This window comes from Ferrovibrio sp. GW821-FHT12B10, from assembly GCF_058807515.1.
On record NZ_JBXAQT010000003.1, the window covers coordinates 46,127 to 68,748 of the forward strand.

Annotated in this window: 23 protein-coding genes; all 23 read right to left on the minus strand. The window is 63.4% G+C overall.

Features of this window, described 5'->3' with window-relative positions; translation table 11 throughout:
• Nucleotides 1-2: 2 nt before the first annotated feature.
• Entirely contained in the window at nucleotides 3-683 is a 681-nt protein-coding gene (locus tag AC1RRT_RS19920; RefSeq protein ID WP_493015733.1) for an ABC transporter ATP-binding protein, read from the minus strand.
• Nucleotides 676-1,929: a lipoprotein-releasing ABC transporter permease subunit gene (locus AC1RRT_RS19925; RefSeq protein WP_493015734.1), complete on the minus strand. Its 1,254-nt coding sequence runs from the start codon at nucleotides 1,927-1,929 to the stop codon at nucleotides 676-678. Before AC1RRT_RS19925 ends, AC1RRT_RS19920 begins: the two co-directional genes overlap by 8 nt.
• Nucleotides 1,930-1,965: 36 nt before the next feature.
• The gene (gene proS, locus AC1RRT_RS19930; RefSeq protein WP_493015735.1) at nucleotides 1,966-3,300 is read right to left on the minus strand and encodes a proline--tRNA ligase; all 1,335 of its coding nucleotides are present in this window, start codon (nucleotides 3,298-3,300) and stop codon (nucleotides 1,966-1,968) included.
• An 82-nt stretch (nucleotides 3,301-3,382) separates the two neighbouring features.
• A complete protein-coding gene (locus tag AC1RRT_RS19935) occupies nucleotides 3,383-3,778 on the minus strand; it encodes a hypothetical protein (protein WP_493015736.1) in 396 nt (131 codons plus the stop codon).
• A 392-nt stretch (nucleotides 3,779-4,170) separates the two neighbouring features.
• The gene (locus tag AC1RRT_RS19940; RefSeq protein WP_493015737.1) at nucleotides 4,171-4,434 is read right to left on the minus strand and encodes a DUF1467 family protein; all 264 of its coding nucleotides are present in this window, start codon (nucleotides 4,432-4,434) and stop codon (nucleotides 4,171-4,173) included.
• A gap of 21 nt (nucleotides 4,435-4,455) precedes the next feature.
• A complete protein-coding gene (gene mce / locus AC1RRT_RS19945; protein ID WP_493015738.1) occupies nucleotides 4,456-4,860 on the minus strand; it encodes a methylmalonyl-CoA epimerase in 405 nt (134 codons plus the stop codon).
• Nucleotides 4,861-4,965: 105 nt separating this feature from the next.
• Complete coding sequence (locus AC1RRT_RS19950; RefSeq protein WP_493015739.1) at nucleotides 4,966-6,564, minus strand: ribonuclease J; 1,599 nt, start codon at nucleotides 6,562-6,564, stop codon at nucleotides 4,966-4,968.
• An 81-nt stretch (nucleotides 6,565-6,645) separates the two neighbouring features.
• Nucleotides 6,646-7,410: a type III pantothenate kinase gene (locus AC1RRT_RS19955; RefSeq protein WP_493015740.1), complete on the minus strand. Its 765-nt coding sequence runs from the start codon at nucleotides 7,408-7,410 to the stop codon at nucleotides 6,646-6,648.
• Between the two features lie 15 nt (nucleotides 7,411-7,425).
• Nucleotides 7,426-8,169, minus strand: a complete 744-nt coding sequence (locus AC1RRT_RS19960; RefSeq protein ID WP_493015741.1) for a biotin--[acetyl-CoA-carboxylase] ligase — start codon at nucleotides 8,167-8,169, stop codon at nucleotides 7,426-7,428.
• A gap of 28 nt (nucleotides 8,170-8,197) precedes the next feature.
• A complete protein-coding gene (gene nuoN, locus AC1RRT_RS19965; RefSeq protein ID WP_493015843.1) occupies nucleotides 8,198-9,631 on the minus strand; it encodes an NADH-quinone oxidoreductase subunit NuoN in 1,434 nt (477 codons plus the stop codon).
• Between the two features lie 25 nt (nucleotides 9,632-9,656).
• Entirely contained in the window at nucleotides 9,657-11,171 is a 1,515-nt protein-coding gene (locus tag AC1RRT_RS19970; protein ID WP_493015742.1) for an NADH-quinone oxidoreductase subunit M, read from the minus strand.
• A gap of 3 nt (nucleotides 11,172-11,174) precedes the next feature.
• Entirely contained in the window at nucleotides 11,175-13,103 is a 1,929-nt protein-coding gene (gene nuoL, locus AC1RRT_RS19975; protein WP_493015844.1) for an NADH-quinone oxidoreductase subunit L, read from the minus strand.
• 13 nt (nucleotides 13,104-13,116) lie between these two features.
• The gene (gene nuoK / locus AC1RRT_RS19980) at nucleotides 13,117-13,425 is read right to left on the minus strand and encodes an NADH-quinone oxidoreductase subunit NuoK (protein WP_492970703.1); all 309 of its coding nucleotides are present in this window, start codon (nucleotides 13,423-13,425) and stop codon (nucleotides 13,117-13,119) included.
• Nucleotides 13,426-13,427: 2 nt separating this feature from the next.
• Complete coding sequence (locus AC1RRT_RS19985) at nucleotides 13,428-14,057, minus strand: NADH-quinone oxidoreductase subunit J (RefSeq protein ID WP_493015743.1); 630 nt, start codon at nucleotides 14,055-14,057, stop codon at nucleotides 13,428-13,430.
• A gap of 26 nt (nucleotides 14,058-14,083) precedes the next feature.
• Nucleotides 14,084-14,572: an NADH-quinone oxidoreductase subunit NuoI gene (gene nuoI / locus AC1RRT_RS19990; protein WP_492981262.1), complete on the minus strand. Its 489-nt coding sequence runs from the start codon at nucleotides 14,570-14,572 to the stop codon at nucleotides 14,084-14,086.
• 3 nt (nucleotides 14,573-14,575) lie between these two features.
• Nucleotides 14,576-15,607, minus strand: a complete 1,032-nt coding sequence (gene nuoH / locus AC1RRT_RS19995; protein ID WP_492981261.1) for an NADH-quinone oxidoreductase subunit NuoH — start codon at nucleotides 15,605-15,607, stop codon at nucleotides 14,576-14,578.
• Complete coding sequence (gene nuoG, locus AC1RRT_RS20000; protein ID WP_493015744.1) at nucleotides 15,600-17,666, minus strand: NADH-quinone oxidoreductase subunit NuoG; 2,067 nt, start codon at nucleotides 17,664-17,666, stop codon at nucleotides 15,600-15,602. Before nuoG ends, nuoH begins: the two co-directional genes overlap by 8 nt.
• A 14-nt stretch (nucleotides 17,667-17,680) precedes the next feature.
• Nucleotides 17,681-18,979 (minus strand): NADH-quinone oxidoreductase subunit NuoF, encoded by a 1,299-nt coding sequence (gene nuoF / locus AC1RRT_RS20005; protein ID WP_493015745.1) that lies wholly within the window; start codon nucleotides 18,977-18,979, stop codon nucleotides 17,681-17,683.
• A gap of 14 nt (nucleotides 18,980-18,993) precedes the next feature.
• Nucleotides 18,994-19,644 (minus strand): NADH-quinone oxidoreductase subunit NuoE, encoded by a 651-nt coding sequence (gene nuoE / locus AC1RRT_RS20010; protein WP_493015746.1) that lies wholly within the window; start codon nucleotides 19,642-19,644, stop codon nucleotides 18,994-18,996.
• Nucleotides 19,641-20,819 carry an NADH-quinone oxidoreductase subunit D gene (locus AC1RRT_RS20015; protein ID WP_493015747.1) on the minus strand — a complete coding sequence of 393 codons (1,179 nt, stop codon included), beginning with the start codon at nucleotides 20,817-20,819 and terminating at the stop codon, nucleotides 19,641-19,643. The genes nuoE and AC1RRT_RS20015 overlap by 4 nt, the downstream gene beginning before the upstream one ends.
• Nucleotide 20,820: 1 nt before the next feature.
• Nucleotides 20,821-21,441, minus strand: a complete 621-nt coding sequence (locus AC1RRT_RS20020; protein ID WP_493015748.1) for an NADH-quinone oxidoreductase subunit C — start codon at nucleotides 21,439-21,441, stop codon at nucleotides 20,821-20,823.
• A 10-nt stretch (nucleotides 21,442-21,451) separates the two neighbouring features.
• Nucleotides 21,452-22,012, minus strand: a complete 561-nt coding sequence (locus AC1RRT_RS20025; RefSeq protein WP_493015749.1) for a NuoB/complex I 20 kDa subunit family protein — start codon at nucleotides 22,010-22,012, stop codon at nucleotides 21,452-21,454.
• Nucleotides 22,003-22,374 (minus strand): NADH-quinone oxidoreductase subunit A, encoded by a 372-nt coding sequence (locus AC1RRT_RS20030; protein ID WP_493015750.1) that lies wholly within the window; start codon nucleotides 22,372-22,374, stop codon nucleotides 22,003-22,005. The genes AC1RRT_RS20025 and AC1RRT_RS20030 overlap by 10 nt, the downstream gene beginning before the upstream one ends.
• Nucleotides 22,375-22,622: the final 248 nt, after the last annotated feature.

Here is a 22,622-nt window from a genome sequence, read left to right on the forward strand (position 1 = left end):
TGTCAGGCTGCTTTCAACAGCCCCTCATGGAGGGTGACCACGCGGTCCATGCGCTGGGCCAGCTCCAGATTATGAGTGGCGATCAGCGCGCCGATGCCGGTGTTGCGCACCAGACCGGTCAGTTCGCCAAATACCACCTCGGCCGTCTTCTCGTCTAGGTTACCAGTCGGTTCGTCAGCCAGCAGCAGGTCGGGCTTGCCGACCACGGCGCGGGCGATCGCCACGCGCTGCTGCTCGCCGCCCGAGAGCCGCGCCGGGCGATGATCCAGTCGATGGCCAAGGCCCAGATGCTGCAGCAGGTCGCCAGCGGTCTTCTTCGCCTCGCCAGCGCCCTGCCCGCGCACACGCAACGGCATGGCGGCGTTTTCCAGCGCCGAGAATTCCGGCAGCAGATGATGATACTGGTAGACGAAGCCGATACGGTGGCGGCGCGTGAGCGTGCGCTCCACTTCGCTCATCGCGCTGCAGTCCTGCCCGCCGATGACGATGCGGCCTGACGAGGGCTGTTCCAGCAGGCCGGCGATATGCAGCAAGGTCGACTTGCCCGAGCCCGACGGGCCCAGCAGCGCCACGATCTCGCCGCGTTTCACGGCCAGATCGACGCCGCGCAGCACCGCGACTTCGGCACTGCCCTGATGGAAGCTGCGCTGGATATTCTCCAACTGAAGGACGGCCTCACTCATAGCGCAGCGCCTCCACCGGATCGAGGCGGGCGGCACGCCAGCTCGGATAGAGCGTCGCCAGCAGGGTCAGCACCAGGCCCATGACCACGACATAGACGACCTCGGTGCTGTCGACCTTGGCCGGCAGTTGCGACAGGAAATAAATCTCTGCCGGGAAAAGCTGCCAGCCGGTCAGTGTCTGCAGGAACTGGCGGATATGCTCGATATTCAGCGCGAAGGCCAGGCCGAGCGAGAAACCGCTGGCAGTGCCCAGCACGCCGATGCTGGCGCCGGCGATGACAAAGACCCGCATGATGGTGCCGCGCGAGGTGCCCATGGTGCGCAGGATGGCGATATCCCTGCCCTTGTCCTTCACCAGCATGATCATGCTGGAGATGATGTTGAAGGCCGCCACCACGATGATCAGCGTCAGGATCAGGAACATCACGTTGCGTTCGACTTGTAATGCACTGACGAACTGGGCATTGGCCTGTTGCCAGTCGTAGATGCGGTATTGCGGACCGAGCCGTTGCAGCACCTGCCGGCCGAAAGCCCGGGCCTGATCGGGATCGGCGAGCCGCACCTCGACGCCGCTGGCGGCATTCTGCAGGCGGAAATAGGTCTGCGCGGTCTCGAAGGGCAGATAGACGAAGGCGCTGTCGTATTCGAACATGCCGACATCGAAGACGGCGGCAACCTGGTAGCGCACCAGGCGCGGCACGCTGCCGAAGGGCGTAGCGTTGCTCTGCGGAGAAATCAGCGTGATCTCGTCGCCCACCCGCAGGCCCAGCTTGCGGGCCAGCCGGTGGCCGATCACGGCGGCATCGTCACCCTTGAAGTCGCGAATATTGCCCTCGCGGATGCCCTTCGCGATGGCGCTTTCCTTCATCAGGTCTTCCGGGCGGATGCCGCGCACCATGACGCCCGAAGCGCCGCGATCGGTGGTGGCCATCACCTGGCCCTCGATCATCGGGTTGGCCATCACCACGCCGGGCATCTGGCTGACTGCGTCGGTGACGAACTGGAAGTCACGGATGATTGGGGCGGAATCGGATTGGATGGTCAGATGGCCGTTGAGGCCGAGGATGCGGCCGACCAACTCGGCGCGGAAGCCGTTCATCACGCTCATGACGATGATCAGCGTCGCCACGCCCAGCATGATGCCGAGGAAGCTGAACACGGCGATCACCGAGATGAAGCCTTCCTGACGTCGGGCTCGCAGATAGCGCAGCGCCAGCATCCATTCAAAACGCGAGAAGAACGGCATCCGGTATCCTGCTCTGGGGATTAAGGCTGGGCCAGCTTAAGGCTGACTTTGGCGCACGGCGGCCAGCTTGTTCAACACTGCATCCACGGTGATCTCTTCCTTCTCGGCCGTCGCGCGGTTCTTCACTTCCACCGTGCCTGCCTTGACGCCGCGCGGACCGATGGTGACCTGATACGGCAGGCCGATCAGGTCCATGGTGGCGAACTTGGCGCCGGCGCGTTCGTCCCGGTCGTCGTATAGCACGTCGAAGCCGGCCGCCTTCAGCTTGGCGTAGAGTTCTTCCGAGGCCTTGTCGCAATCGGCGTCGCCGACCTTGAGGTTGATCAGGCCGACATGGAAGGGCGCGACCGCGAACGGCCAGATGATGCCGTTGTCATCATGGCTCGCCTCGATGATGGCGCCGGCCAGGCGCGACACGCCGATGCCGTAGGAGCCCATTTCCAAAGTGATGGGTTCACCGCCAGGGCCTTGCACCACGGCGCCCATCGGCTTGGAATACTTGGTGCCGAAATAGAAGATATGGCCCACTTCGATGCCGCGCGCGGCCACCTGGCGCTCCTTGGGCAGTGCCTCGAAGCGCCCGGCGTCATGCTTTTCCTCGGTGGCGGCATAGGGCGCCGTCCAGCTGTCGACGATCGGCTGCAGGTCGCTGTTGTAGTCCACGCCCTCGCCCAGCACATTGCGGTCGATCAGCGCCTTGTCGCAGAAGACGCCGCTCTCGCCGGTCTCGGCCAGGACGATGAATTCATGGCTGAGGTCACCGCCGATCGGGCCGGTATCGGCCTGCATCGGGATCGCCTTCAGGCCCATGCGCGCATAGGTGCGCAGGTAGGCGACGAACATGCGGTTATAGGCGCGGCGCGCGCCGGCCTGGTCGAGATCGAAGGAATAGGCATCCTTCATCAGGAACTCTCGGCCGCGCATGACGCCAAAGCGCGGCCGCACCTCGTCGCGGAATTTCCACTGGATGTGATAGAGGATCTTCGGCAGGTCGCGGTAACTCTTCAGCTCGCCGCCGACGATATCGGTCAGCATCTCTTCATTGGTCGGGCCGTAGAGCATCGGGCGCTCGTGGCGGTCGGTGATGCGCAGCATCTCCTTGCCGTAATCCTCGTAGCGGCCGCTCTTCTGCCACAGCTCGGCCGACTGGATGGTCGGCATGAGCAGTTCCTGGGCGCCGGCATTGTCCTGCTCCTCGCGCACGATCTGCTCGATCTTCTTCAGCACGCGATGGCCCAGCGGCAGCCAGGTGTAGATGCCGGCAGCGGTCTGGCGGATCATGCCAGCGCGCAGCATCAGCCGGTGGCTGACGATCTGGGCTTCGCTCGGGTTTTCCTTGAGGACAGGCAGGAAGTAGGTGCTGAGACGCATCGGCGGGACAACCTTAACAGTCGCATTGGGAATGGCGGGATAATGGGGCGTTTTTAAGGCCCTGCTCCCCCACTAGCAATGACTAGCGGCGCAGCGGAGGCTGGCTCGGCTTCTGGGCGAGATAGTCGCGGCAGGCGACCGCAATGGCGTCCTCGGCCGGCGGGTCGATGGGCCGGCCGTTCAGCGCGGTCTTGCCGGTCAGCGTGTCGATGGTGACCCGGCCCACAGGCAGTTCCGACTTGCCGATGCCGGGCCGCTGCGCGCCAGGCAGCGCTTCCAGCGGGATGACGACAGGCAACTCGATCGGCCCCTCGAAATAGCCCGGCGTGCTACTGGGCAGGTCCGCCGGCGCAATCGGGCGGCCCTTGCTGTCGACATCGCGGCCGGGCTGATAGGTGACGCCAGGATCGGGGGTGTGCTGGACCACCATGCCGCGCTGGGCCAGAATTCGGCGGCAGTCCTTGGCATCGAGGGCCACGACAACTGGCGCAGAACGCGAGTCGGCGGGCTTTTGCGCCCCTCCCTGCTGGGCAAAGACGGTTCCCGGCAGGGTTGCCGTAAGGGCAGTCAGTATGACGACAGTCGAAATCCGACACATCCCACAACCCTCGCGCGGCATTATTACCATTTTGTTAGAGACCTATAACTTTTTGGATGACAATGGTTTGATCAGTCGGTATATAAATTACGCAACCGCTTGGTAACAGGCGGCCCAAGTCTGGGGAGGCTTAAACTTACCCGTGCGAGACGGGGTACGGAGCGAGGCATGTCCTTGCTCCTTTTCTTTTTGTGAGCCATGGCAATGACCAGCCGGCCTCTCGCCTCCGAAATTCCCGCTTAAGTAGTAATTTTGACCTTAAAACGGGCTGATCAGCTGCCGCGACCGAACAGGGTGCCGGCATCCAGTAGATCGAAATAGCCGATCACGTAATAGATCCCGAAGATCACCCAGCTGATCCCGAAGGTCAGCAGGAACTTGAAGCCGAGCCGCGGATTGGTCGGCGCGGAATCGGCCTGCCCATCCACCATTGTCTCGCCGGCTTCAGCAGCGGTCTTCACGCCGATCGGCAGCACGCAGAACAGCGTGACCATGTAGATGATCACGAAGGCGATGCCGTTGTTGTACCAGCTCATGACGCTCTACCCGCCCAAAACTCAGATCTGCTCGATTTCCACCAGCGTGCCGGCGAAATCCTTGGGGTGCAGGAACAGCACGGGTTTGCCATGCGCGCCGATCTTCGGCTCGCCGTCGCCCAGCACGCGCGCGCCCTGCTCTTTCAGCTTGTCGCGCGCCGCGATGATGTCTTCCACCTCGTAGCAGACATGATGCATGCCGCCTGAGGGATTGTTGGCCAGGAACTTGGCGATGGTCGACCCCTCGCCCAGCGGATGCAGCAGTTCGATCTTGGTGTTGGGCAGCTCAACGAAGACGACGGTGACGCCGTGGTCGGGCTGGGCCAGCGGCGCCGACACCTTGGCGCCCAGCGTATTGGCATAGGTCGCGGCGGCGGCGGCGAGGTCGGGCACGGCAATGGCAACGTGGTTGAGGCGGCCGATCATGAGCGGGTTTCCTGCTGGTCTTTTCTGCAATGCAATATGAGGCCGGAAAGCCCGTCCGACAAGATGCTGCAATGACGCAGGCGACGCGGTTTTCCCTACGGCAGGCTATTTTTCCAGGCGCAGAATATGGACGTGGATGACCGGCTTGCGCCCGGTCAACTCCCGGATATAGCCGCGCAGCGCCTTCAGGGCGGCCTGCTCCAGGGCGCTATCGTCCCGGGCGGTGCCGGGCGCGATCCGGTCGATCGCCTCACCGATCTCCTCGGCGATCTCGTCCTCGATCTCATCGACTTCGAAATTCACCACGCCGGCCAGGCTGACCTGTGGCGGCGTCTTCAGAGCGCCACGCTTGTCGACCACCAGGCTGACCGAGGCGACGCCGTTGAAGGCCAGCTTGCGACGCGCCTGCAGGGTGCCGCCCTGCAACGGGATCAGCTCGTCGCCATCGATGGCCAGACGCCCTGCAGGCACCTGCTCCACCACATCGGGTTCGCCGGGTGCCAGGCGGATCAGGTCGCCGTTGCGCGGCACGATGCCATGCGGCACCTGCAGGCTCTGGGCGAAGCGTGCATGCTCGACCAGGTGGCGCGGCTCGCCATGTACCGGCACCGCAATCTGCGGCCGGGCGAGGGCATACATCTCGGCCAGCTCGTCGCGCGAGGGATGGCCGGAAACATGGACGAAGGCATCCTTCTCGGTGATCACCTCGATGCCGCGATTGACCAGCTCGTTATGCAGCTTGAACAGCGTGCGCTCGTTGCCCGGGATGATCTTGGACGAAAAGACCACGGTGTCATGCGGCGACAGCACGACATGCGGATGGCTGCCGAAGGCGATGCGCGCCATGGCGCCGCGCGGCTCGCCCTGGCAGCCAGTGCAGATATACATGATCTTGTCGCGCGGCAGGAAGCCGGCCTCGCGCTCATCGACCAGATTGGGAATGTGCTTGAGGTAGTTGTTCTCCTGGGCGGCAGCCAGAAAGCGGTGCAGTGAGCGGCCGATCAGGCAGATATGCCGCCCCAGTTCGTTGGCGACCGTGAACAGGGTCTCCAGCCGCGCCAGGTTGGACGAAAACGTCGTGACGGCGATCCGCCCGGGCTTGTCGCGCAACAGCGGAATCAGGCTGTCATGCACCTCGCCTTCCGATCCGGACGTGCCACGGCTGAACACATTGGTGCTGTCACAGACCAGCGCCAGCACGCCACGATCGCCATAACCGCGCAACGCCTCGATTTCGGTCTGCGGCCCCAGCATGGGGCGCGGATCGAGCTTCCAGTCACCGGTATGCAGGACAGTGCCACGCGGCGTCTCGATGGCCAGAGCCTGGCTCTCGGGCGTCGAATGGGTGATGTTCATCGAGCGGATCCTGAACGGCCCCAGCTCGATCAGGTCACCCGGCTGGTAGATATGAACCGGGACCTCATCTTCCATGCCCTTCTCGGCCAGCTTGCGCCGCAGCACCGAGGCGGCGAAGCCGGTGGCCCAGATCGGGCATTTCAGATCGTCCCAGACATGGCTTATGGCGCCGAGGTGATCCTCATGGGCATGGGTGACCACGATACCGAGCAATTGCTCGGCGCGGTCGGCGATCCAGGCCACATCCGGCACCACCATGTCGACGCCTGGCATGTTGTCGTCAGCGAAACTGGTGCCAAGATCGACCATCAGCCACTGATCCCCGTAACCATACAGGTTCAGGTTCATGCCAATTTCATTGACGCCCCCGAGAGGGAGAAAATACAGGCTGTCCTTATCCAGGCGTTCTGACATTCCAACTTTCAATGCTTACTGCATACTGCGGCGGTAAATCTCGATCAGGCCGCGCACGGTGATATCGGGCACGATCTGCTCGATCACATTGGTCGAGCCGTCGAAGACCGGGGCCAGGCCGCCGGTGGAAATCACCTTCATCGGGCGGCCGAATTCTTCGCGGATACGGGCGACGATACCGTCGATCAAGCCGACGTAGCCCCAGAACACGCCCGAATGCATGCAGGCCACGGTATTGACGCCGATCACCGTCTTGGGTTTCTCGACCACGATCCTGGGCAGCAGAGCGGTGGCGCTAACCAGCGCCTCAATGGACAGGTTGATGCCCGGCGCGATGACGCCGCCGCAATAGCTGCCCTCTTCGTCGACCACGTCGAAGGTGGTCGCGGTGCCGAAATCGACCACGATCATCGCCGTCTTGGGGAACAGCACATGGGCGCCGACCGTGTTGCAGATGCGGTCGGCACCAGCACCCTGCCCCTTGATCTCGATGCCGTATTTTACATTGGGTTCGCCCAGCACCAGCGGCTCGGTGTTGAAATACCGAGTGCAGAGCCGGCGCAGGTTGAACGTGGCCTGCGGCACCACGCTGGCGATGATCGCGCCAGTGACGGTCTTCGGATCGATGCCCTCGATCTGCATGAGCTGCAGCAGCCAGACAGCATGCTCGTCCGCCGTACGCATGGCCGAAGTGTGCTGACGCCACTCGCCGACGATACGATCGCCGTCGATGACGCCGAACTTGACGTTGGTGTTGTTCGCATTGATGGCGAGCAGCATGCGTCCCTCTTGGTCTCAGGCGGCCGGAAAGACGTCGCCGGCGGTCACAGTCTGCATGCGGCCGTCAGGCAATTCCAGTAAAAGCGCCCCGCTGTCGTCCAGCGCGGCAAATCGCCCGTGCAGCTCCGCATCCGGTAATCGCACGACCACCGGCTTGCCCAGGCCCTGCGCCCGGGCCAGCCAGGCAGCGCGCACCGGCGCGAAGCCCTCTGCCTGCCAGCGGCCATACCAGTAGCCGTAGCGCGCCAGCAGCCATTCAGCGAAGACCGCGGGCGTAACGTCGATGCCATGCTGCCCCAGATCGGTGACCGGATAGGCCGTGCCGTCGGGATGGTGCTTCAGGTTCACGCCGATGCCGACCGCAACCCAGTCGAGCGCGGCCTCGGGCGTGGTGCGGGATTCCAGCAGGATGCCGGCCACCTTGGCGCCGCCGACCAACACGTCATTCGGCCATTTGGTGGCCAGCGGCAGGCCCGGCATGGCGATCTCGACCGCATCGGCCACGGCCACACAGGTGAGGAAGGACAGTGTCGCGGCCTGGGCCGGTGTCGCCCCCTTTCCGCTTAGCTGGGGACGCAGCAGCAGGGACAGGAACAGATTGCCCTCGGTCGAGGTCCAGGCCCGGCCCCGGCGGCCACGGCCGGCGGTTTGCTGTCGCGCCATTACGGCAAGACCCTCGCCTGCGCCGGCTTCGGCCTGGCGGCGGATTTCCTCGTTGGTGCTGTCGAGGGTATCGAAGGCCCGGAGATCCCACTTCATGAGGGAGTCCGGGCCTTCGGGAGACTGATCAGGGGAACAGCGACTTCGCAGCCGCGCCGGCGAGGTTGAGCATCGGCGCCGGGATGACGAAGAACAGGATCGTGAAGAGACCGGTCACGGTCATCACCACACCCAGCTCGCGACCGACCGGCTTGGCCAGCGGCGCGCTTGCTTCATCGAAATACATCAGCTTGACGATGCGCAGGTAGTAATAGGCGCCCACGACGGAGCTGAGCACACCGATCACCGAGAGCACATAGAGCTTGGCGTTGATCGCAGCCATGAAGACGTAGAACTTGCCGAAGAAGCCGGCCAGCGGCGGCACGCCCGCCAGCGAGAACATGAAGGCAGCCAGCAGCAGCGCCATGCCCGGATGGGTCTTGGCCAGGCCGGCCAGGTCGCTGACGCCCTCGACCATCTGGCCGTCGCGGCGCATGGACAGGATGATGGCGAAGGTGCCGACATTCATGGCCAGGTAGATGGCCAGGTAAATCAGGATGCCGCGCACGCCCTCTTCCGTACCGGCCGCCAGGCCGATCAGGGCATAACCGACATGGCCGATGGAGGAATAGGCCATCAGGCGCTTGATGTTGGTCTGGGTGATGGCGGCAAAGGCGCCCAGCAGCATGCTGAGCACGGCAATGACGATGATGATCTGCTGCCAGTCATGGGCGATGGCGCTGAACGGCGTCAGGATGGCGCGCACGAACAGCGCCATGGCAGCGACCTTGGGGGCGACGGCAAAGAAGGCCGTCACCGGGGTCGGCGCGCCCTCGTAGACGTCGGGCGTCCACATATGGAAGGGCACGGCCGAGACCTTGAAGGCCAGGCCCGCCGACAGGAAGACGATGCCGACCACCAGGCCGATCGAGCCCTGGTGGCTGCCAGCCAGTGCCTTGGCGATGAGCGCGAAGTTGGTCGAGCCGGCAAAGCCGTAGATCATCGAGGCGCCGTACAGCAGCATGCCCGACGACAGCGCACCCAGCACGAAATACTTCAGGCCCGCTTCAGTGGCGCGGGTGGAATCGCGCTTGAAGGCGGCAAGGACATACAGCGACAGCGACTGCAGCTCGAGGCCGAGATACAGCGCGATCAGGTCATTGGCCGAAACCATCATCAGCATGCCGGTGCTGGCCAGCAGGATCAACACGGGATACTCGAAGCGTTCCATCTTCTCGCTGCGCACATACCCCAGCGACAGGATGATGGCGAAGGCCGAACCGAGCAGGATCAGGACCTTTGCAAAGCGGCCGAAGGCATCGGAGATGAACATGCCGCCGAAGGTGACCGCAGTGGCGGCCGGCTGCATGACGACCAGCAGGATGGTGACCAGCAGCACGGCGACGCTGAGCCAGGAGACCAGACGGCTGGACCCGTCACCCCGGAAGACGCCGAGCATCAGCATGGCCATCGAAGCGATGGCGAGGAAGAGTTCCGGATAGGCCGGCGCCAGAAGCGGCATGGTGGCAGCGGTCACGGGTTCACTCCTAACGGGCAGCGGTGGCCAGCGCCTTGGCGGCGGCCATGGCGGTCTGGTGCTGGTCAAGCAGGTGCTTGACCGACACAGCCATCACATCGAAGAACGGCGCGGGATAAACGCCCATCCACAGCGTCATGATCACCAGTGGTGCGAAGATCGCGATCTCGCGCGGGGTCATGTCGGTCATGGCCTTGAGGTCGTCCTTGGTCAGTTCACCGAAGGCAATGCGGCGGTACAGGTACAGCGCATAGGCGGCGGCGAAGATCACGCCCGAGGTGGCGATGAGGGCCACCCAGGTATTCGCCTGGAAGGCGCCGACCAGCGTCAGCAGTTCGCCGACGAAACCACCAGTGCCCGGCAGGCCGACATTGGCCATGGTGAACAGCATGAAGACCACGGCGTATTTCGGCATGTTATTGGCCAGGCCGCCGTAACGGGCGATCTCGCGGGTATGCAGGCGGTCATAGACGACGCCGACGCAGAGGAACAGCGCACCCGAGATGATGCCATGGCTGAGCATCTGGAAGATCGCGCCTTCGATGCCCTGGGTGTTCAGCGCGAAGATGCCCATGGTCACGAAGCCCATATGGGCGACCGACGAATAGGCGATCAGCTTCTTCATGTCTTCCTGCACCAACGCCACCACCGAGGCATAGACGATGGCGATGACCGAAAGCGTGAAGACGAAGGGCGCGAAGTATTCCGAGGCGATCGGGAACATCGGCAGCGAGAAGCGCAGGAAGCCGTAGCCGCCCATCTTCAGCAGCACGGCGGCCAGGATGACCGAACCGGCGGTGGGCGCCTCGACGTGGGCATCGGGCAGCCAGGTATGCACCGGCCACATCGGCATCTTCACGGCAAAGGACGCGAAGAAGGCGAGCCAGAGCCAGGTCTGCGCCTGCGCCGAGAACAGCCCGGTCTTCATCAGGCTCGGGATGTCAGTCGTGCCGGCGGTGAAGTACATGTACAGCAGCGCCAGCAGCAGCAGCACCGAGCCGAGCAGCGTATAGAGGAAGAACTTGAAGCTGGCATAGATGCGGCGCTTACCACCCCAGATGCCAATGATCAGGAACATCGGGATCAGGCCGGCTTCGAACAGCAGGTAGAACAGCACCAGGTCGAGGGCGCAGAACACGCCGATCATCAGGGTTTCCATGACCAGGAAGGCGATCATGTATTCCTTGACGCGGTGCTCGATGGCTTCCCAGGAGGCCAGGATGCAGAAAGGCATCAGGAAAGTGGTCAGGATGACAAACAGCATGGAAATGCCGTCGACGCCCATGTGGTAGTTGATGCCGGCGCCAACCCAGGCCGCCTTCTCGACGAACTGGAAATTGGCCGTGCTGTTATCGAAGTTGAACCAGATCAGCAGCGACACCAGGAAGGTGATCGCGGTGGTCCACAGGGCGACCGAACGCGCGTTGCGGGCGACGAGCTCTTCCGGGCCACGGACCAGGAAGATGAAGGCCGCGCCGATCAGCGGCAGGAAGGTGACGATCGAAAGCAAGGGCATGCTGGACATGACTTAGTGCCCCATCGAACTGAAGAAGTAGGTGACCAGCGCCGCGACGCCGATCAGCATGGCAAAGGCATAGTGGTAGACGTAGCCGGTCTGCAGCACGCTGGCGCGCTTGGCCAGGCGGATGACCGTGGAGGCGAAGCCGTCGGGGCCGAAACCGTCGATGATCTTGCCGTCGCCGCCCTTCCACAGCAGGCGACCGAGCCAGAAGGTCGGGCGCACGAAGACGCGATCGTACAGCTCGTCGAAATACCACTTGTTGAGCAGGAACTGATACAGCATCGGCTGCTGCGCAGCGGCGCGATGCGGCAGCGTGGTGTCGCGGACATAGGCGATCCAGGCGATGAAGATGCCGATGACGCCGACAATGATCGGGCCGACCTTGACCAGGAAGGGCACGTGATGCGCCTCTTCCATGGCCTTGTGGTTGTCCAGGATCAGGATCGAGCTGCCCCAAAATTCCTTCCAGTGGTGGCCGATGAAGCCGTCATGGAAGGCGATGCCGGCGAAGACCGCGCCAAAGGCCAGCACGAACAGCGGCACCAGCATGATCATCGGGCTTTCATGCACATGTTCCATCACGTGATGGTCGGCGCGTGGCTTGCCGTGGAAGGTCATGAAGATCAGGCGCCAGGAATAGAAGGCCGTCAGGATCGCGGCGGCCATGCCCATGATGTAGGCGTACTGCCCTACCCCGCCGGCGGCGTAAGCCACTTCGAGGATCATGTCCTTGGAATAGTAGCCGGCGAAGATCGGGAAGCCGGCCAGCGCCAGGCTGCCGATCCACATCATCGCGTAAGTGATCTTGATATGCTTCCACAGGCCGCCCATGTGGCGCATGTCCTGCTCGCCGTCGACGGCGTGGATCACCGAGCCCGCGCCCAGGAACAGCAACGCCTTGAAGAAGGCGTGGGTGAAGAGATGGAAGATCGCGGCCGGATAGGCCGAGACGCCCAAGGCAAAGAACATGTAGCCGAGCTGCGAGCAGGTCGAGTAGGCGATCACGCGCTTGATGTCGTTCTGCGCCAGGCCGACCGTGGCGGCGAAGAAGGCCGTCGAGGCGCCGATCACGGTGACGAAGGCCAGCGTGTCGGGGGCGTATTCGAACAGCGGTGAGCAGCGGGCGACCATGAATACACCGGCGGTGACCATGGTCGCGGCATGGATGAGCGCCGACACCGGGGTCGGGCCTTCCATCGCGTCGGGCAGCCAGGTGTGCAGGCCGAGCTGGGCCGACTTGCCCATGGCGCCGAGGAACAGCAGGAAGGTGGCAACGGTCAGGATGTCCCAGTCCTTCCACAGGAAATGGAAGGTCTTACCGGCCAGCGCGGGGGCCGCGGCAAAGACGGCATCGAAAGTGACGGCGTTGGTGGCGAGGAACAGCGCCATGATGCCGAGCGCAAAGCCGAAGTCGCCGACGCGGTTGACCACGAAGGCCTTGATCGAGGCGGCGTTGGCCGAGGGCTTCTTGAACCAGAAGCCGATCAGCAGATACGAGGCCAGACCCACGCCTTCCCAGCCCATGTAGAGCTGCACGAAGTTGTCCGCCGTGATCAGCATGAGCATGGCGAAGGTGAACAGCGACAGGTAGGCGAAGAAGCGCGGGCGATGCTCGTCGTGGCTCATGTAGCCGACGGAATAGACATGCACGACGGCCGACACGGTGTTGACCACCACCAGCATGACAGCCGTGAGCTGGTCGATCTTGAGCGCCCAGTCGACGCTGAAGCTGCCGGAATCGATCCAGTCGAGCACCTTGATGGTGACGACCTGGCCACCATGGATGACCATGTAGAAGGCAACCCAGGACAGGATGGCGGAAATGATCACCGACACGCAGGTGACGGCCATGGCGGCGTTGTCGCCGATGCGGCGGCCGAACAGGCCGGCGACGAAGGCGGCCAGAAGCGGCAGGAAAACGATCAGATGGTACATCGTCATCGTCGTCTCAGCCCTTCATCATATTGATGTCTTCAACCGCGATGGTGCCGCGGTTGCGGAAGTAGACCACCAGGATCGCCAGGCCGATGGCGGCCTCGCCGGCAGCCACGGTCAGCACGAACAGCGCGAAGACCTGACCGACCAGGTCATTCAGATGGGTCGAGAACGCCACCAGGTTCAGATTGACGGCGAGCAGCATGAGCTCGACCGACATCAGGATGACGATGACGTTCTTGCGGTTCAGGAAGATGCCGATGATCCCGAGCGTGAACAGGATGGCGGCGACCGTCAGATAGTGTCCGAGACCGATGGTCATGATCAGATGCCCCCGCTCTTGATGCCTTGGCCCGTCTCGACCTTCTTGATCTCCACCGCATCCTCGCGCAGGCGATTGACCTGCGTGTTGATGCTCTGGCGGCGCACACCCGGACGGGTGCGCAGCGTCAGCACGATCGCGCCGATCATGGCGACCAGCAGGATCAGGCCCGCACCCTGGAACAGGTAGATGTATTTCGTGTAGAGCACCGCGCCCAGCGCATGGGTGTTGGTGACCTTGTCCATCGCCGGGATCGGATCAGTGCCACCCGACAGCGCCGCCGGGGTCAGCACCCAGCCGCCCAGCACCAGCGCCAGTTCGATCAGCAGGATGGCACCAATGAGGCCGCCGATGGGCAGATACTGCAGGAAGCCCTGGCGCAGCTCGACGAAATTGATGTCGAGCATCATCACGACGAACAGGAACAGCACGGCGACCGCGCCGACATAGACGATCACCAGGATCATGCCGAGGAATTCTGCACCCATCAGCACGAACAAACCGGCCGCATTGAAGAAGGCCAGGATCAGGAAGAGCACGCTGTGCACCGGATTGCGCGCCGAGATCACCATGAAGCCGGAGGCCACGGTGATCGCCGCGAACAGATAGAAGGCCAAGGCCTGGATAATCATGCTCTACTCCCCCGCCTGCGGCGCGCTCAACGGTACGGCGCGTCCGCGGCGATGTTCCGCGAAATCTCGTATTCCCAGCGTTCGCCATTCGCCAGCAGCTTGTCCTTGTCGTAGAACAGCTCCTCGCGGCTTTCGGTGGCGAACTCGAAGTTCGGGCCTTCGACGATGGCATCGACCGGGCAGGCTTCCTGGCAGAAACCACAGTAGATGCACTTCGTCATGTCGATGTCGTAACGCGTGGTGCGGCGCGAGCCGTCATCTCGCGGCTCGGCCTCGATGGTGATGGCCTGCGCCGGGCAGATCGCTTCGCAGAGCTTGCAGGCGATGCAGCGCTCTTCGCCGTTGGCGTAGCGGCGCAGCGCATGTTCGCCGCGGAAACGCGGGCTGAGCGGACCCTTTTCATAAGGGTAGTTCACTGTGGCGCGCGGCTTGAACATGTAGCTGAAGGTCAGCCCGAGGCCTTTGACCACTTCCCAGAGGAAGATGGTGCGGGCACCGCGATCGAGCAAAGCCATGGCCTAGACCCCTTTCGGCAGCAGGTCGAAGGCGAGAAGAACGCCCGCGGTGGCCACCACCCAGAACAGCGAGAACGGCAGGAAGACTTTCCAGCCCAGACGCATCAGCTGGTCGTAGCGGTAGCGCGGCACGGTGGCGCGCACCCAGATGAACACGAACAGCAGCACGAATATCTTGAGGCAGAACCAGACGATGCCCGGGATCCAGTTGAGCGGCGCAATGTCCATCGGAGGCAGCCAGCCGCCCAGGAACAGAATCGTCGTCATGCCCGACATCAGGATCATGTTGGCGTATTCGCCAAGGAAGAACAGCGCGAAGGCCATCGAGGAATATTCGACCTGGTAACCGGCGACGAGCTCGGCTTCCGCTTCCGGCAGATCGAAGGGATGGCGGTTGGTCTCGGCCAGCGCCGAAATGAAGAAGACGATGAACATCGGGAAGAGCGGGATGGCGAACCACACCGTCTTCTGCGCCTGCACGATGGCGCTGAGGTTCAGTGAGCCGACGCAGAGCAGTACCGTGATGATCACGAAGCCCATCGAGACTTCGTAGGACACCATCTGCGCCGAGGAACGCAACGCACCGAGGAAGGCGTAGCGTGAGTTCGACGACCAGCCGGCGATGATGATGCCGTAGACGCCGAGCGACGAGATGGCAAAGAGGTACAGCACGCCAACATTGATGTTGGCGATCACCAGGCCCTCACCTACCGGAATCACCGCCCAGGCGATCAGCGCCAGGATGAAGGTGATGCAGGGCGCGGCGATGAACAGGAACTTGTTCGCGCCCGAGGGGATGATGGTTTCCTTGAAGATCAGCTTGGCCGCATCGGCGAACGGCTGCAGCAGGCCGAAGGGGCCGACCACGTTGGGGCCCATGCGCAGCGACATCGCCGCCAGCACCTTGCGCTCCATCAGCGTCAGGTAGGCCACCGCGATCAGCAGCGGCACCGTCAGCATCAGGATATGGACAAGGATCAGCCCGCCCGGGAAGACGTAGCCAGTCCAGAGCGTTTGCCAGAGAGACTCAGTCATGGGTACCCGTCTTCGGCATGGTGACGCCGCGCGCGATGGCAGAGCATTCGGCCATGGTGGCCGAGGCGCGGGCAATCGGATTGGTCAGATAGAAATCGGCAACCGCCGACACAAACGGCGCGTCGGTGACGCTGCCGGCGGTGCCGAAGGCGCCCCAGGCAGCTTTGGTCAGCTTGTCGACGGCCGAGAAATGCGGCGCGATCTCCAGCATGCGACGACGCAGCATGCCGAGATTGTCATAGCTCAGCTTGTGGCCGACATGCTCGGACAGCGCGCGGATGATGGCCCAGTCCTCGCGGGCATCGCCCGGAGGCGCGGCAGCGCGACGGCCGAGCTGAACGCGGCCCTCGGTGTTCACCCAGGTGGCGTCCTTCTCGACATAGGCCGAGCCCGGCAGGATCACGTCGGCGCGGCGCGCGCCGGCATCGCCATGGCTGCCCTGATAGATCACGAAGGCCGAACCAAGCTTGGCGGTGTCGATCTCGTCGGCACCCAGCAGGTAGACGGCCTTGATCTCGCCCGACTGCGCACCAGCCAGAATGCCGGCGACGTCCTTGCCGCCCTGCCCCGGCACGAAGCCGAGATCGAGCGCGCCGACGCGGGCTGCGACGGTATGCAGCATGTTGAAGCCGTTCCAGCCATCCTTGACCAGGCCGGCGGTGTCGGCGACCTGCTTGGCCAGCGCCAGCACGGCAGCGCCGTCAGCGCGGGCGATGGCGCCCTGGCCAAGAATGATCATCGGCTTCTGCGCGCCCTTCAGGACTTCGGCGAAAGCATGCTTGCCTTCGGCGATGTCCTTCAGCGTGGCGGCGCCGGCGCCAAGATAGTCGTACTTGTAGGTCAGTTGCGGCTGGTCACTGCCGATCAGCGCGATCTTCACCTTGCCGGTGAGGTAACGCTTGCGGATGCGCGCATTGATCAGCGCGGCTTCGCGGCGCGGATTGGCGCCCACGATCAGGATCGCGTCGGCTTCTTCAATGCCGGCAATGCCGCTGTTGAAGATGTAGCCGGCGCGTGTCGAAGGATCGATCTTCGCGCCATCCTGGCGGCAGTCGAGGTTCGGCGAACCGAACTTGCCCATCAGGTCCTTCAGGGCGGTCATGCTTTCGGCGCAGGCGATGTCGCCGGCGATGGCGGCGATCTGGCTGCCCTGAAGGCCTTTCATGCCGGCCGCAACGGCCGCGAAGGCTTCGGGCCAGGTTGCTTCCTGCAGCTTGCCATTCTTGCGCACATAGGGACGGTCCAGACGACGGGCTTTCAGGCCGTCATAGGCGAAGCGGCTCTTGTCGGAGAGCCATTCCTCGTTCACGTCCTCATTCACGCGCGGCAACACGCGCATCACTTCGCGACCGCGCACATCAACGCGGATATTGGCGCCGACGGCGTCCATCGCATCGATGCTTTCGGTCTTGCGCAGCTCCCACGAGCGCGCGGTGAAGGCATAAGGCTTGGAGGTCAGCGCACCGACCGGGCAGAGATCGATGACATTGCCGGACAGCTCCGACGTCATCGCCTGTTCCAGATAGGTGGTGATCTGCATGTCCTCGCCGCGGCCGATCGCGCCCAGCTCCGGCACGCCGCCCACTTCAGTGGCGAAGCGCACGCAACGGGTGCAATGGATGCAGCGGGTCATAACAGTCTCGACCAGCGGACCCATATACTTGTCTTTGACGGCGCGCTTGTTCTCGTCGTAACGCGAGCTGCCCTTGCCGTACCCCAGCGACTGATCCTGCAGGTCGCACTCGCCGCCCTGGTCGCAGATCGGGCAATCGAGCGGATGATTGATCAGCAGGAATTCCATCACGCCTTCGCGGGCCTTTTTGACCAGCGGGGTGTCGGTCTTGATCACCATGTTGTCGGCGGCCGGCATCGCGCAGGACGCGATCGGCTTCGGCGCCTTCTCCTGCTCGACCAGGCACATGCGGCAATTGCCGGCGATGGTCAGACGCTCGTGATAGCAGAAGCGCGGGATTTCCTTGCCGGCAAGCTCGCAGGCCTGCAGCACGGTGGTGCCGGGCTCGACCGTTACCTGGATGCCGTCGATGGTCAACGTGGGCATTGCGTGTTCCCCGCCTACTCGGCCGCCGCCGGCAGAACCGGCGAGCCCGAATGATACGCGTCGATGCGGCGTTCGATCTCGCCACGGAAATGCCGTATCAGGCCCTGGATCGGCCACGCGGCGGCATCGCCGAGTGCGCAGATCGTGTGGCCCTCCACCTGCGTGGTGACTTCCAGCAGCATGTCGATCTCGCGCCGCTCGGCGCGACCCTGAACCAGCCGCTCCATCACGCGCCACATCCAGCCGGTGCCTTCACGGCACGGCGTGCACTGGCCGCAGGATTCATGCTTGTAGAACTTGGACAGGCGTGCAATCGCACGCACCACGTCGGTCGACTTGTCCATGACGATGACGGCCGCGGTGCCGAGGCCCGAACGCTGGGCGCGCAGGCTATCGAAATCCATCAGCACGTCGTCGCAGATCGCCTTGGGCAGCAGCGGCACGGAGGAGCCGCCCGGGATAATGGCCAGCAGGTTGTCCCAGCCGCCACGCACGCCGCCGGCATGCTTCTCGATGAGCTCCTTCAGCGGGATGCCCATCTCTTCTTCGACATTGCACGGCTTGTTCACATGGCCCGAAATGCAGAAGACCTTGGTGCCGGTGTTGTTCGGGCGGCCGATGCCGGCGAACCAGTCGCCGCCGCGGCGCAGGATGGTCGGCGCGACCGCGATGCTCTCGACGTTATTCACGGTGGTGGGGCAGCCCCAGACACCCATGTTGGCCGGGAACGGCGGCTTCAGGCGCGGCTGGCCCTTCTTGCCTTCCAGGCTTTCGATCAGCGCGGTCTCTTCACCGCAGATATAAGCGCCGGCACCGCGATGCACGAAGACATCGAAGTCAAAACCCGACCCGCAGGCATTCTTGCCGATCAGACCGGCCGCATAGGCCTCGTCTATGGCGCCCTGCAGGTTCTCGGCCTCGCGATAGAACTCACCGCGGATATAGATATAGGCAGCGACCGCGCGCATGGCGAAGCCGGCGACCAGGCAGCCCTCAATCAGCTTGTGCGGATCGTGGCGCATCATGTCGCGGTCCTTGCAGGTGCCCGGCTCGCCCTCGTCGGCATTGACGACGAGATACGACGGACGACCATCGGACTGCTTGGGCATGAAGGACCACTTCATGCCGGTCGGAAAACCGGCGCCGCCGCGACCGCGCAGACCGGACTTCTTCATCTCGTCGATGATCCAGTCCTGGCCCTTGTCGAGGATGGCCTTGGTGTTGTCCCAGTCGCCACGCTTGCGCGCGGCTTCAAGCCGCCACGACTGCTGGCCGTAGAGATTGGTGAAGATGCGGTCTTTATCCTGAAGCATGGTCTGGCTCCGCCTCAGTCGTCATTCCCGCCGGCCGGGGATGATCCCTGGGCCGCGGGATTGAAAGTGGTGAGAGTCGTGGCGCCGCCCAGCGGCTCGGACGACAGCCGACCGTTCTGCGGGCCGGGCTTGGGCTTTTCGCCGCGCTTCAGCGCCTCCAGAATCTTGCCGGTCGATTCTTCGTTGAGGTCCTCGAAGAAGTCGTCGTTGTATTGCAGCATCGGCGCGTTCACGCAGGCGCCCAGGCATTCGACTTCGATCACGGTGAACTGGCCATCGGCCGAGGTTTCGCCCGGATTGAGGCCCAGATGCTTCTTGCAGGCGCTCAGCACCTTGTCGGAACCGGCGAGCCAGCAGGGCGTGGTCGTGCAGACCTGCACGAAATGCCTGCCCACCGGCGCGAGGTTGTACATCGTGTAGAAGCTGGCGACTTCCAGCACACGAATGGACGGCATGCCCAGCAGCTCGGCGATATACTTGATCGCGGCCTGCGGCACCCAGTTGTCATGCTGGCGCTGCGCGATATCCAGCAGCGGCATCACGGCGCTCTGCTGGCGACCGGCTGGATACTTGGCGATATGCATCTTGGCCAGTTCCATGCTCTCCGCCGTGAAGGCGAAACTGGCCGGCTGCAGTTCAGGCGGTGCGATATGAACGCCACTCATCGGTCGATCTCTCCGAACACGACATCCATGTTGCCGACGATGGAGACCGCGTCGGCCAGCATGTAGCCCTTCGACATGAAGTCGGTGGCCTGCAGATGCGGGAAGCCCGGAGCGCGGATGCGGCAGCGATACGGCTTGTTCGAGCCGTCGGATACCAGATAAACGCCGAATTCGCCCTTGGGGGCTTCAACGGCGGCATAGGTCTCGCCCTCGGGCACGTGATAGCCCTCGGTGTAAAGCTTGAAGTGGTGGATCAGCGCTTCCATCGAGCGCTTCATCTCGCCGCGCTTGGGCGGCACGACCTTGCGGTCGTCGGACGCGATCGGCCCGGTCGGCATGGTGGCGATGACCTGCTCGATGATGCGCGCGCTCTGGCGCATCTCTTCGATGCGGCAGAGATAGCGGTCGAAACAGTCGCCGTTCTTACCGACGGGAAGATCGAAGTCGTACTTCTCGTAACCGTCATAGGGCTGCGCCTTGCGCAGATCCCAGGCGACGCCCGAGCCACGCAGCATGACGCCCGAGAAGCTCCAGTCCAGCGCATCCTTGGCGCTGATCACGCCGATATCGACGTTGCGCTGGCGATAGATGCGGTTCTCGGTCAGCAGGCCTTCGATATCCTGGATCACCTTCAGCATGCGCGGCAGGTAATTGACGATGGCCTCGTCCATGCCCTTGGGCAGATCCTGGTGCACGCCGCCGGGACGGAAATAGGCCGCATGCATGCGGGCGCCGGAAACGCCCTCGTAGAATTCCATCAGCTTCTCGCGCTCTTCGAAACCCCAGAGCGCCGGCGTCATTGCGCCGCAGTCGAGAGCGTGAGTGGTCACGTTCAGCAGATGATTGAGCAGGCGGCCGATCTCGGCGAACAGCACGCGCACCGCCTGGCCGCGCGCCGGCACTTCCAGGCCGAGCAGACGCTCGACCGCCAGTGCGAAGGCATGCTCCTGGTTCATCGGCGCGACGTAATCGAGGCGATCGAAATACGGCACAGCCTGCAGATAGGTCTTGTGCTCGATCAGCTTCTCGGTGCCGCGATGCAGCAGGCCGATATGCGGATCGCAGCGCTCGACGATCTCGCCATCGAGCTCCATCACCAGGCGCAGCACGCCATGGGCCGCGGGATGCTGCGGCCCGAAATTGACCATGTAGTTGGCGATCGTGACTTCGGCCATCTTACTTCTGCCCCTCGCCCGCCGCCTTCTCATCGCCCGGCAGCACGTATTGCGCGCCTTCCCACGGGCTCATGAAATCGAAGCGGCGGAATTCCTGCGTGAGCTGCACGGGCTCGTAGACCACGCGCTTCTGCGCCTCGTCGTAACGGACTTCGATATACCCGGTGAGCGGAAAATCCTTGCGCAGCGGATGACCTTCGAAACCATAGTCCGACAGGATGCGGCGCAGGTCCGGATGGCCGGAGAACATCACGCCGTACATGTCCCAGGTCTCGCGCTCGAACCAGTTGGCCGCCGAGTAAACGCTGACGATGGACGGCACCGGCGTCTCTTCGTCGGTCTGCACCTTCAAGCGGATGCGCAGGTTCTTCACCATGCTCAGCAGATGGTACACGACATCGAAGCGCTTCGCGCGCTCGGGCCAGTCCAGGCCGGTGATGTCGACCAGCTCGGAGAACTGGCACTGGGCGTCATCGCGCAGGAAGGTGATCACCTCCACGATGCGCTCGGCCGGCACCCGGATGGTCAGCTCGCCATGAGCGATCGCGCTATCCAGCACGGCGCCGGACAGACGGGCGGCGACATGGTCACCCAGATCGCGAAGAGCGTTGCTGTCGGTCATGGGGCTCTCTTCAGCGGGCGATGGTGCCGGTGCGGATGATCTTCTTCTGCAACTGCAGCAGACCGTAGATCAGCGCTTCCGCGGTCGGCGGGCAGCCCGGCACATAGACGTCGACGGGCACGATGCGGTCGCAGCCGCGCACCACCGAATAGGAATAGTGATAATAGCCTCCGCCGTTGGCGCAGCTGCCCATCGAGATGACATAGCGCGGCTCGGCCATCTGGTCGTAGAGCTTGCGCAGCGCGGGGGCCATCTTGTTGGTGAGCGTGCCGGCGACGATCATCACGTCGGACTGGCGGGGCGAAGCGCGCGGCATGGAGCCGAAACGATCAAGATCGTAACGCGCCATGTAGGCATGGATCATCTCGACGCCGCAGCAGGCCAGGCCAAAGGTCATCGGCCAGAGCGAACCGGTGCGGGCCCAGTTGGCGAGCTTGTCGAGCGAGGAAATGACGACGCCCTTGTCGGCCAGCTCGTCGGAAATGTCCTTGAAGAATTCGTCCTGCGACGCGCCGGTCTGAACCGCCGTGCTCGTCTTGGGGGTTGCCTGCATGGTGTTGCTCACTCCCATTCCAGAGCCCCCTTCTTCCACTCGTAAACAAAGCCGATGGTCAGCACGCCCAGGAAGGCCATCATCGACCAGAAGCCGTACACGCCGATCTCGCCCAGGCTGATCGCCCAGGGGAACAGGAAGGCCACTTCAAGGTCGAAGATGATGAACAGGATGGCGACCAGATAGAAGCGCACGTCGAACTGCTTGCGCGAGTCACCGAAGGGCTCGAAGCCGCATTCGTAGGTGGAATTCTTCTCGGGGTCAGGCGCGCGTTTGGCGGCCACGAAGGGTAGCAGGGCCAGAACCACGGCCAGCACGATGGCGAGGCCTAGAAAAAGCAGGATCGGCAGATATTCCCGCAGCAGGGCGTCCACGGTCATTCCCCTCCGAAAACAGTGACTTCCCGGACCGGTCCCACCCCGCCCGAGTTCGTGGCTGTTCTAGCCGGTTCCGTGTCGCGCCGCAACACGCCTCCGTGAGGGAAAAACCCCGCAAGTTGCCGGCTAAAAAACGATTTTCGGCTTTCTGAGAATCGCTCGCAGAGCCACCTGCGGTACGGGCTGGCCGAATCGATCCGCATACGGCAATAGGCCGGCAGGATGCCTGCCAGGGTGTCGAATGGTCGAAT

Bases quoted from the DNA above. Each gene is read 5' to 3' on its own strand.
- AC1RRT_RS19920 (WP_493015733.1), bottom strand. From the start codon at position 683: ATGAGTGAGGCCGTCCTTCAGTTGGAGAATATCCAGCGCAGCTTCCAT.
- AC1RRT_RS19925 (WP_493015734.1), bottom strand. From the start codon at position 1,929: ATGCCGTTCTTCTCGCGTTTTGAATGGATGCTGGCGCTGCGCTATCTG.
- proS (WP_493015735.1), bottom strand. From the start codon at position 3,300: ATGCGTCTCAGCACCTACTTCCTGCCTGTCCTCAAGGAAAACCCGAGC.
- AC1RRT_RS19940 (WP_493015737.1), bottom strand. From the start codon at position 4,434: ATGAGCTGGTACAACAACGGCATCGCCTTCGTGATCATCTACATGGTC.
- mce (WP_493015738.1), bottom strand. From the start codon at position 4,860: ATGATCGGCCGCCTCAACCACGTTGCCATTGCCGTGCCCGACCTCGCC.
- AC1RRT_RS19950 (WP_493015739.1), bottom strand. From the start codon at position 6,564: ATGAACCTGAACCTGTATGGTTACGGGGATCAGTGGCTGATGGTCGAT.
- AC1RRT_RS19955 (WP_493015740.1), bottom strand. From the start codon at position 7,410: ATGCTGCTCGCCATCAATGCGAACAACACCAACGTCAAGTTCGGCGTC.
- AC1RRT_RS19960 (WP_493015741.1), bottom strand. From the start codon at position 8,169: ATGAAGTGGGATCTCCGGGCCTTCGATACCCTCGACAGCACCAACGAG.
- nuoN (WP_493015843.1), bottom strand. From the start codon at position 9,631: ATGCCGCTTCTGGCGCCGGCCTATCCGGAACTCTTCCTCGCCATCGCT.
- AC1RRT_RS19970 (WP_493015742.1), bottom strand. From the start codon at position 11,171: ATGTCCAGCATGCCCTTGCTTTCGATCGTCACCTTCCTGCCGCTGATC.
- nuoL (WP_493015844.1), bottom strand. From the start codon at position 13,103: ATGTACCATCTGATCGTTTTCCTGCCGCTTCTGGCCGCCTTCGTCGCC.
- nuoK (WP_492970703.1), bottom strand. From the start codon at position 13,425: ATGACCATCGGTCTCGGACACTATCTGACGGTCGCCGCCATCCTGTTC.
- AC1RRT_RS19985 (WP_493015743.1), bottom strand. From the start codon at position 14,057: ATGATTATCCAGGCCTTGGCCTTCTATCTGTTCGCGGCGATCACCGTG.
- nuoI (WP_492981262.1), bottom strand. From the start codon at position 14,572: ATGGCTTTGCTCGATCGCGGTGCCCGCACCATCTTCCTCTGGGAAGTG.
- nuoH (WP_492981261.1), bottom strand. From the start codon at position 15,607: ATGACTGAGTCTCTCTGGCAAACGCTCTGGACTGGCTACGTCTTCCCG.
- nuoG (WP_493015744.1), bottom strand. From the start codon at position 17,666: ATGCCCACGTTGACCATCGACGGCATCCAGGTAACGGTCGAGCCCGGC.
- nuoF (WP_493015745.1), bottom strand. From the start codon at position 18,979: ATGCTTCAGGATAAAGACCGCATCTTCACCAATCTCTACGGCCAGCAG.
- nuoE (WP_493015746.1), bottom strand. From the start codon at position 19,644: ATGAGTGGCGTTCATATCGCACCGCCTGAACTGCAGCCGGCCAGTTTC.
- AC1RRT_RS20015 (WP_493015747.1), bottom strand. From the start codon at position 20,819: ATGGCCGAAGTCACGATCGCCAACTACATGGTCAATTTCGGGCCGCAG.
- AC1RRT_RS20020 (WP_493015748.1), bottom strand. From the start codon at position 21,441: ATGACCGACAGCAACGCTCTTCGCGATCTGGGTGACCATGTCGCCGCC.
- AC1RRT_RS20025 (WP_493015749.1), bottom strand. From the start codon at position 22,012: ATGGGAGTGAGCAACACCATGCAGGCAACCCCCAAGACGAGCACGGCG.
- AC1RRT_RS20030 (WP_493015750.1), bottom strand. From the start codon at position 22,374: ATGACCGTGGACGCCCTGCTGCGGGAATATCTGCCGATCCTGCTTTTT.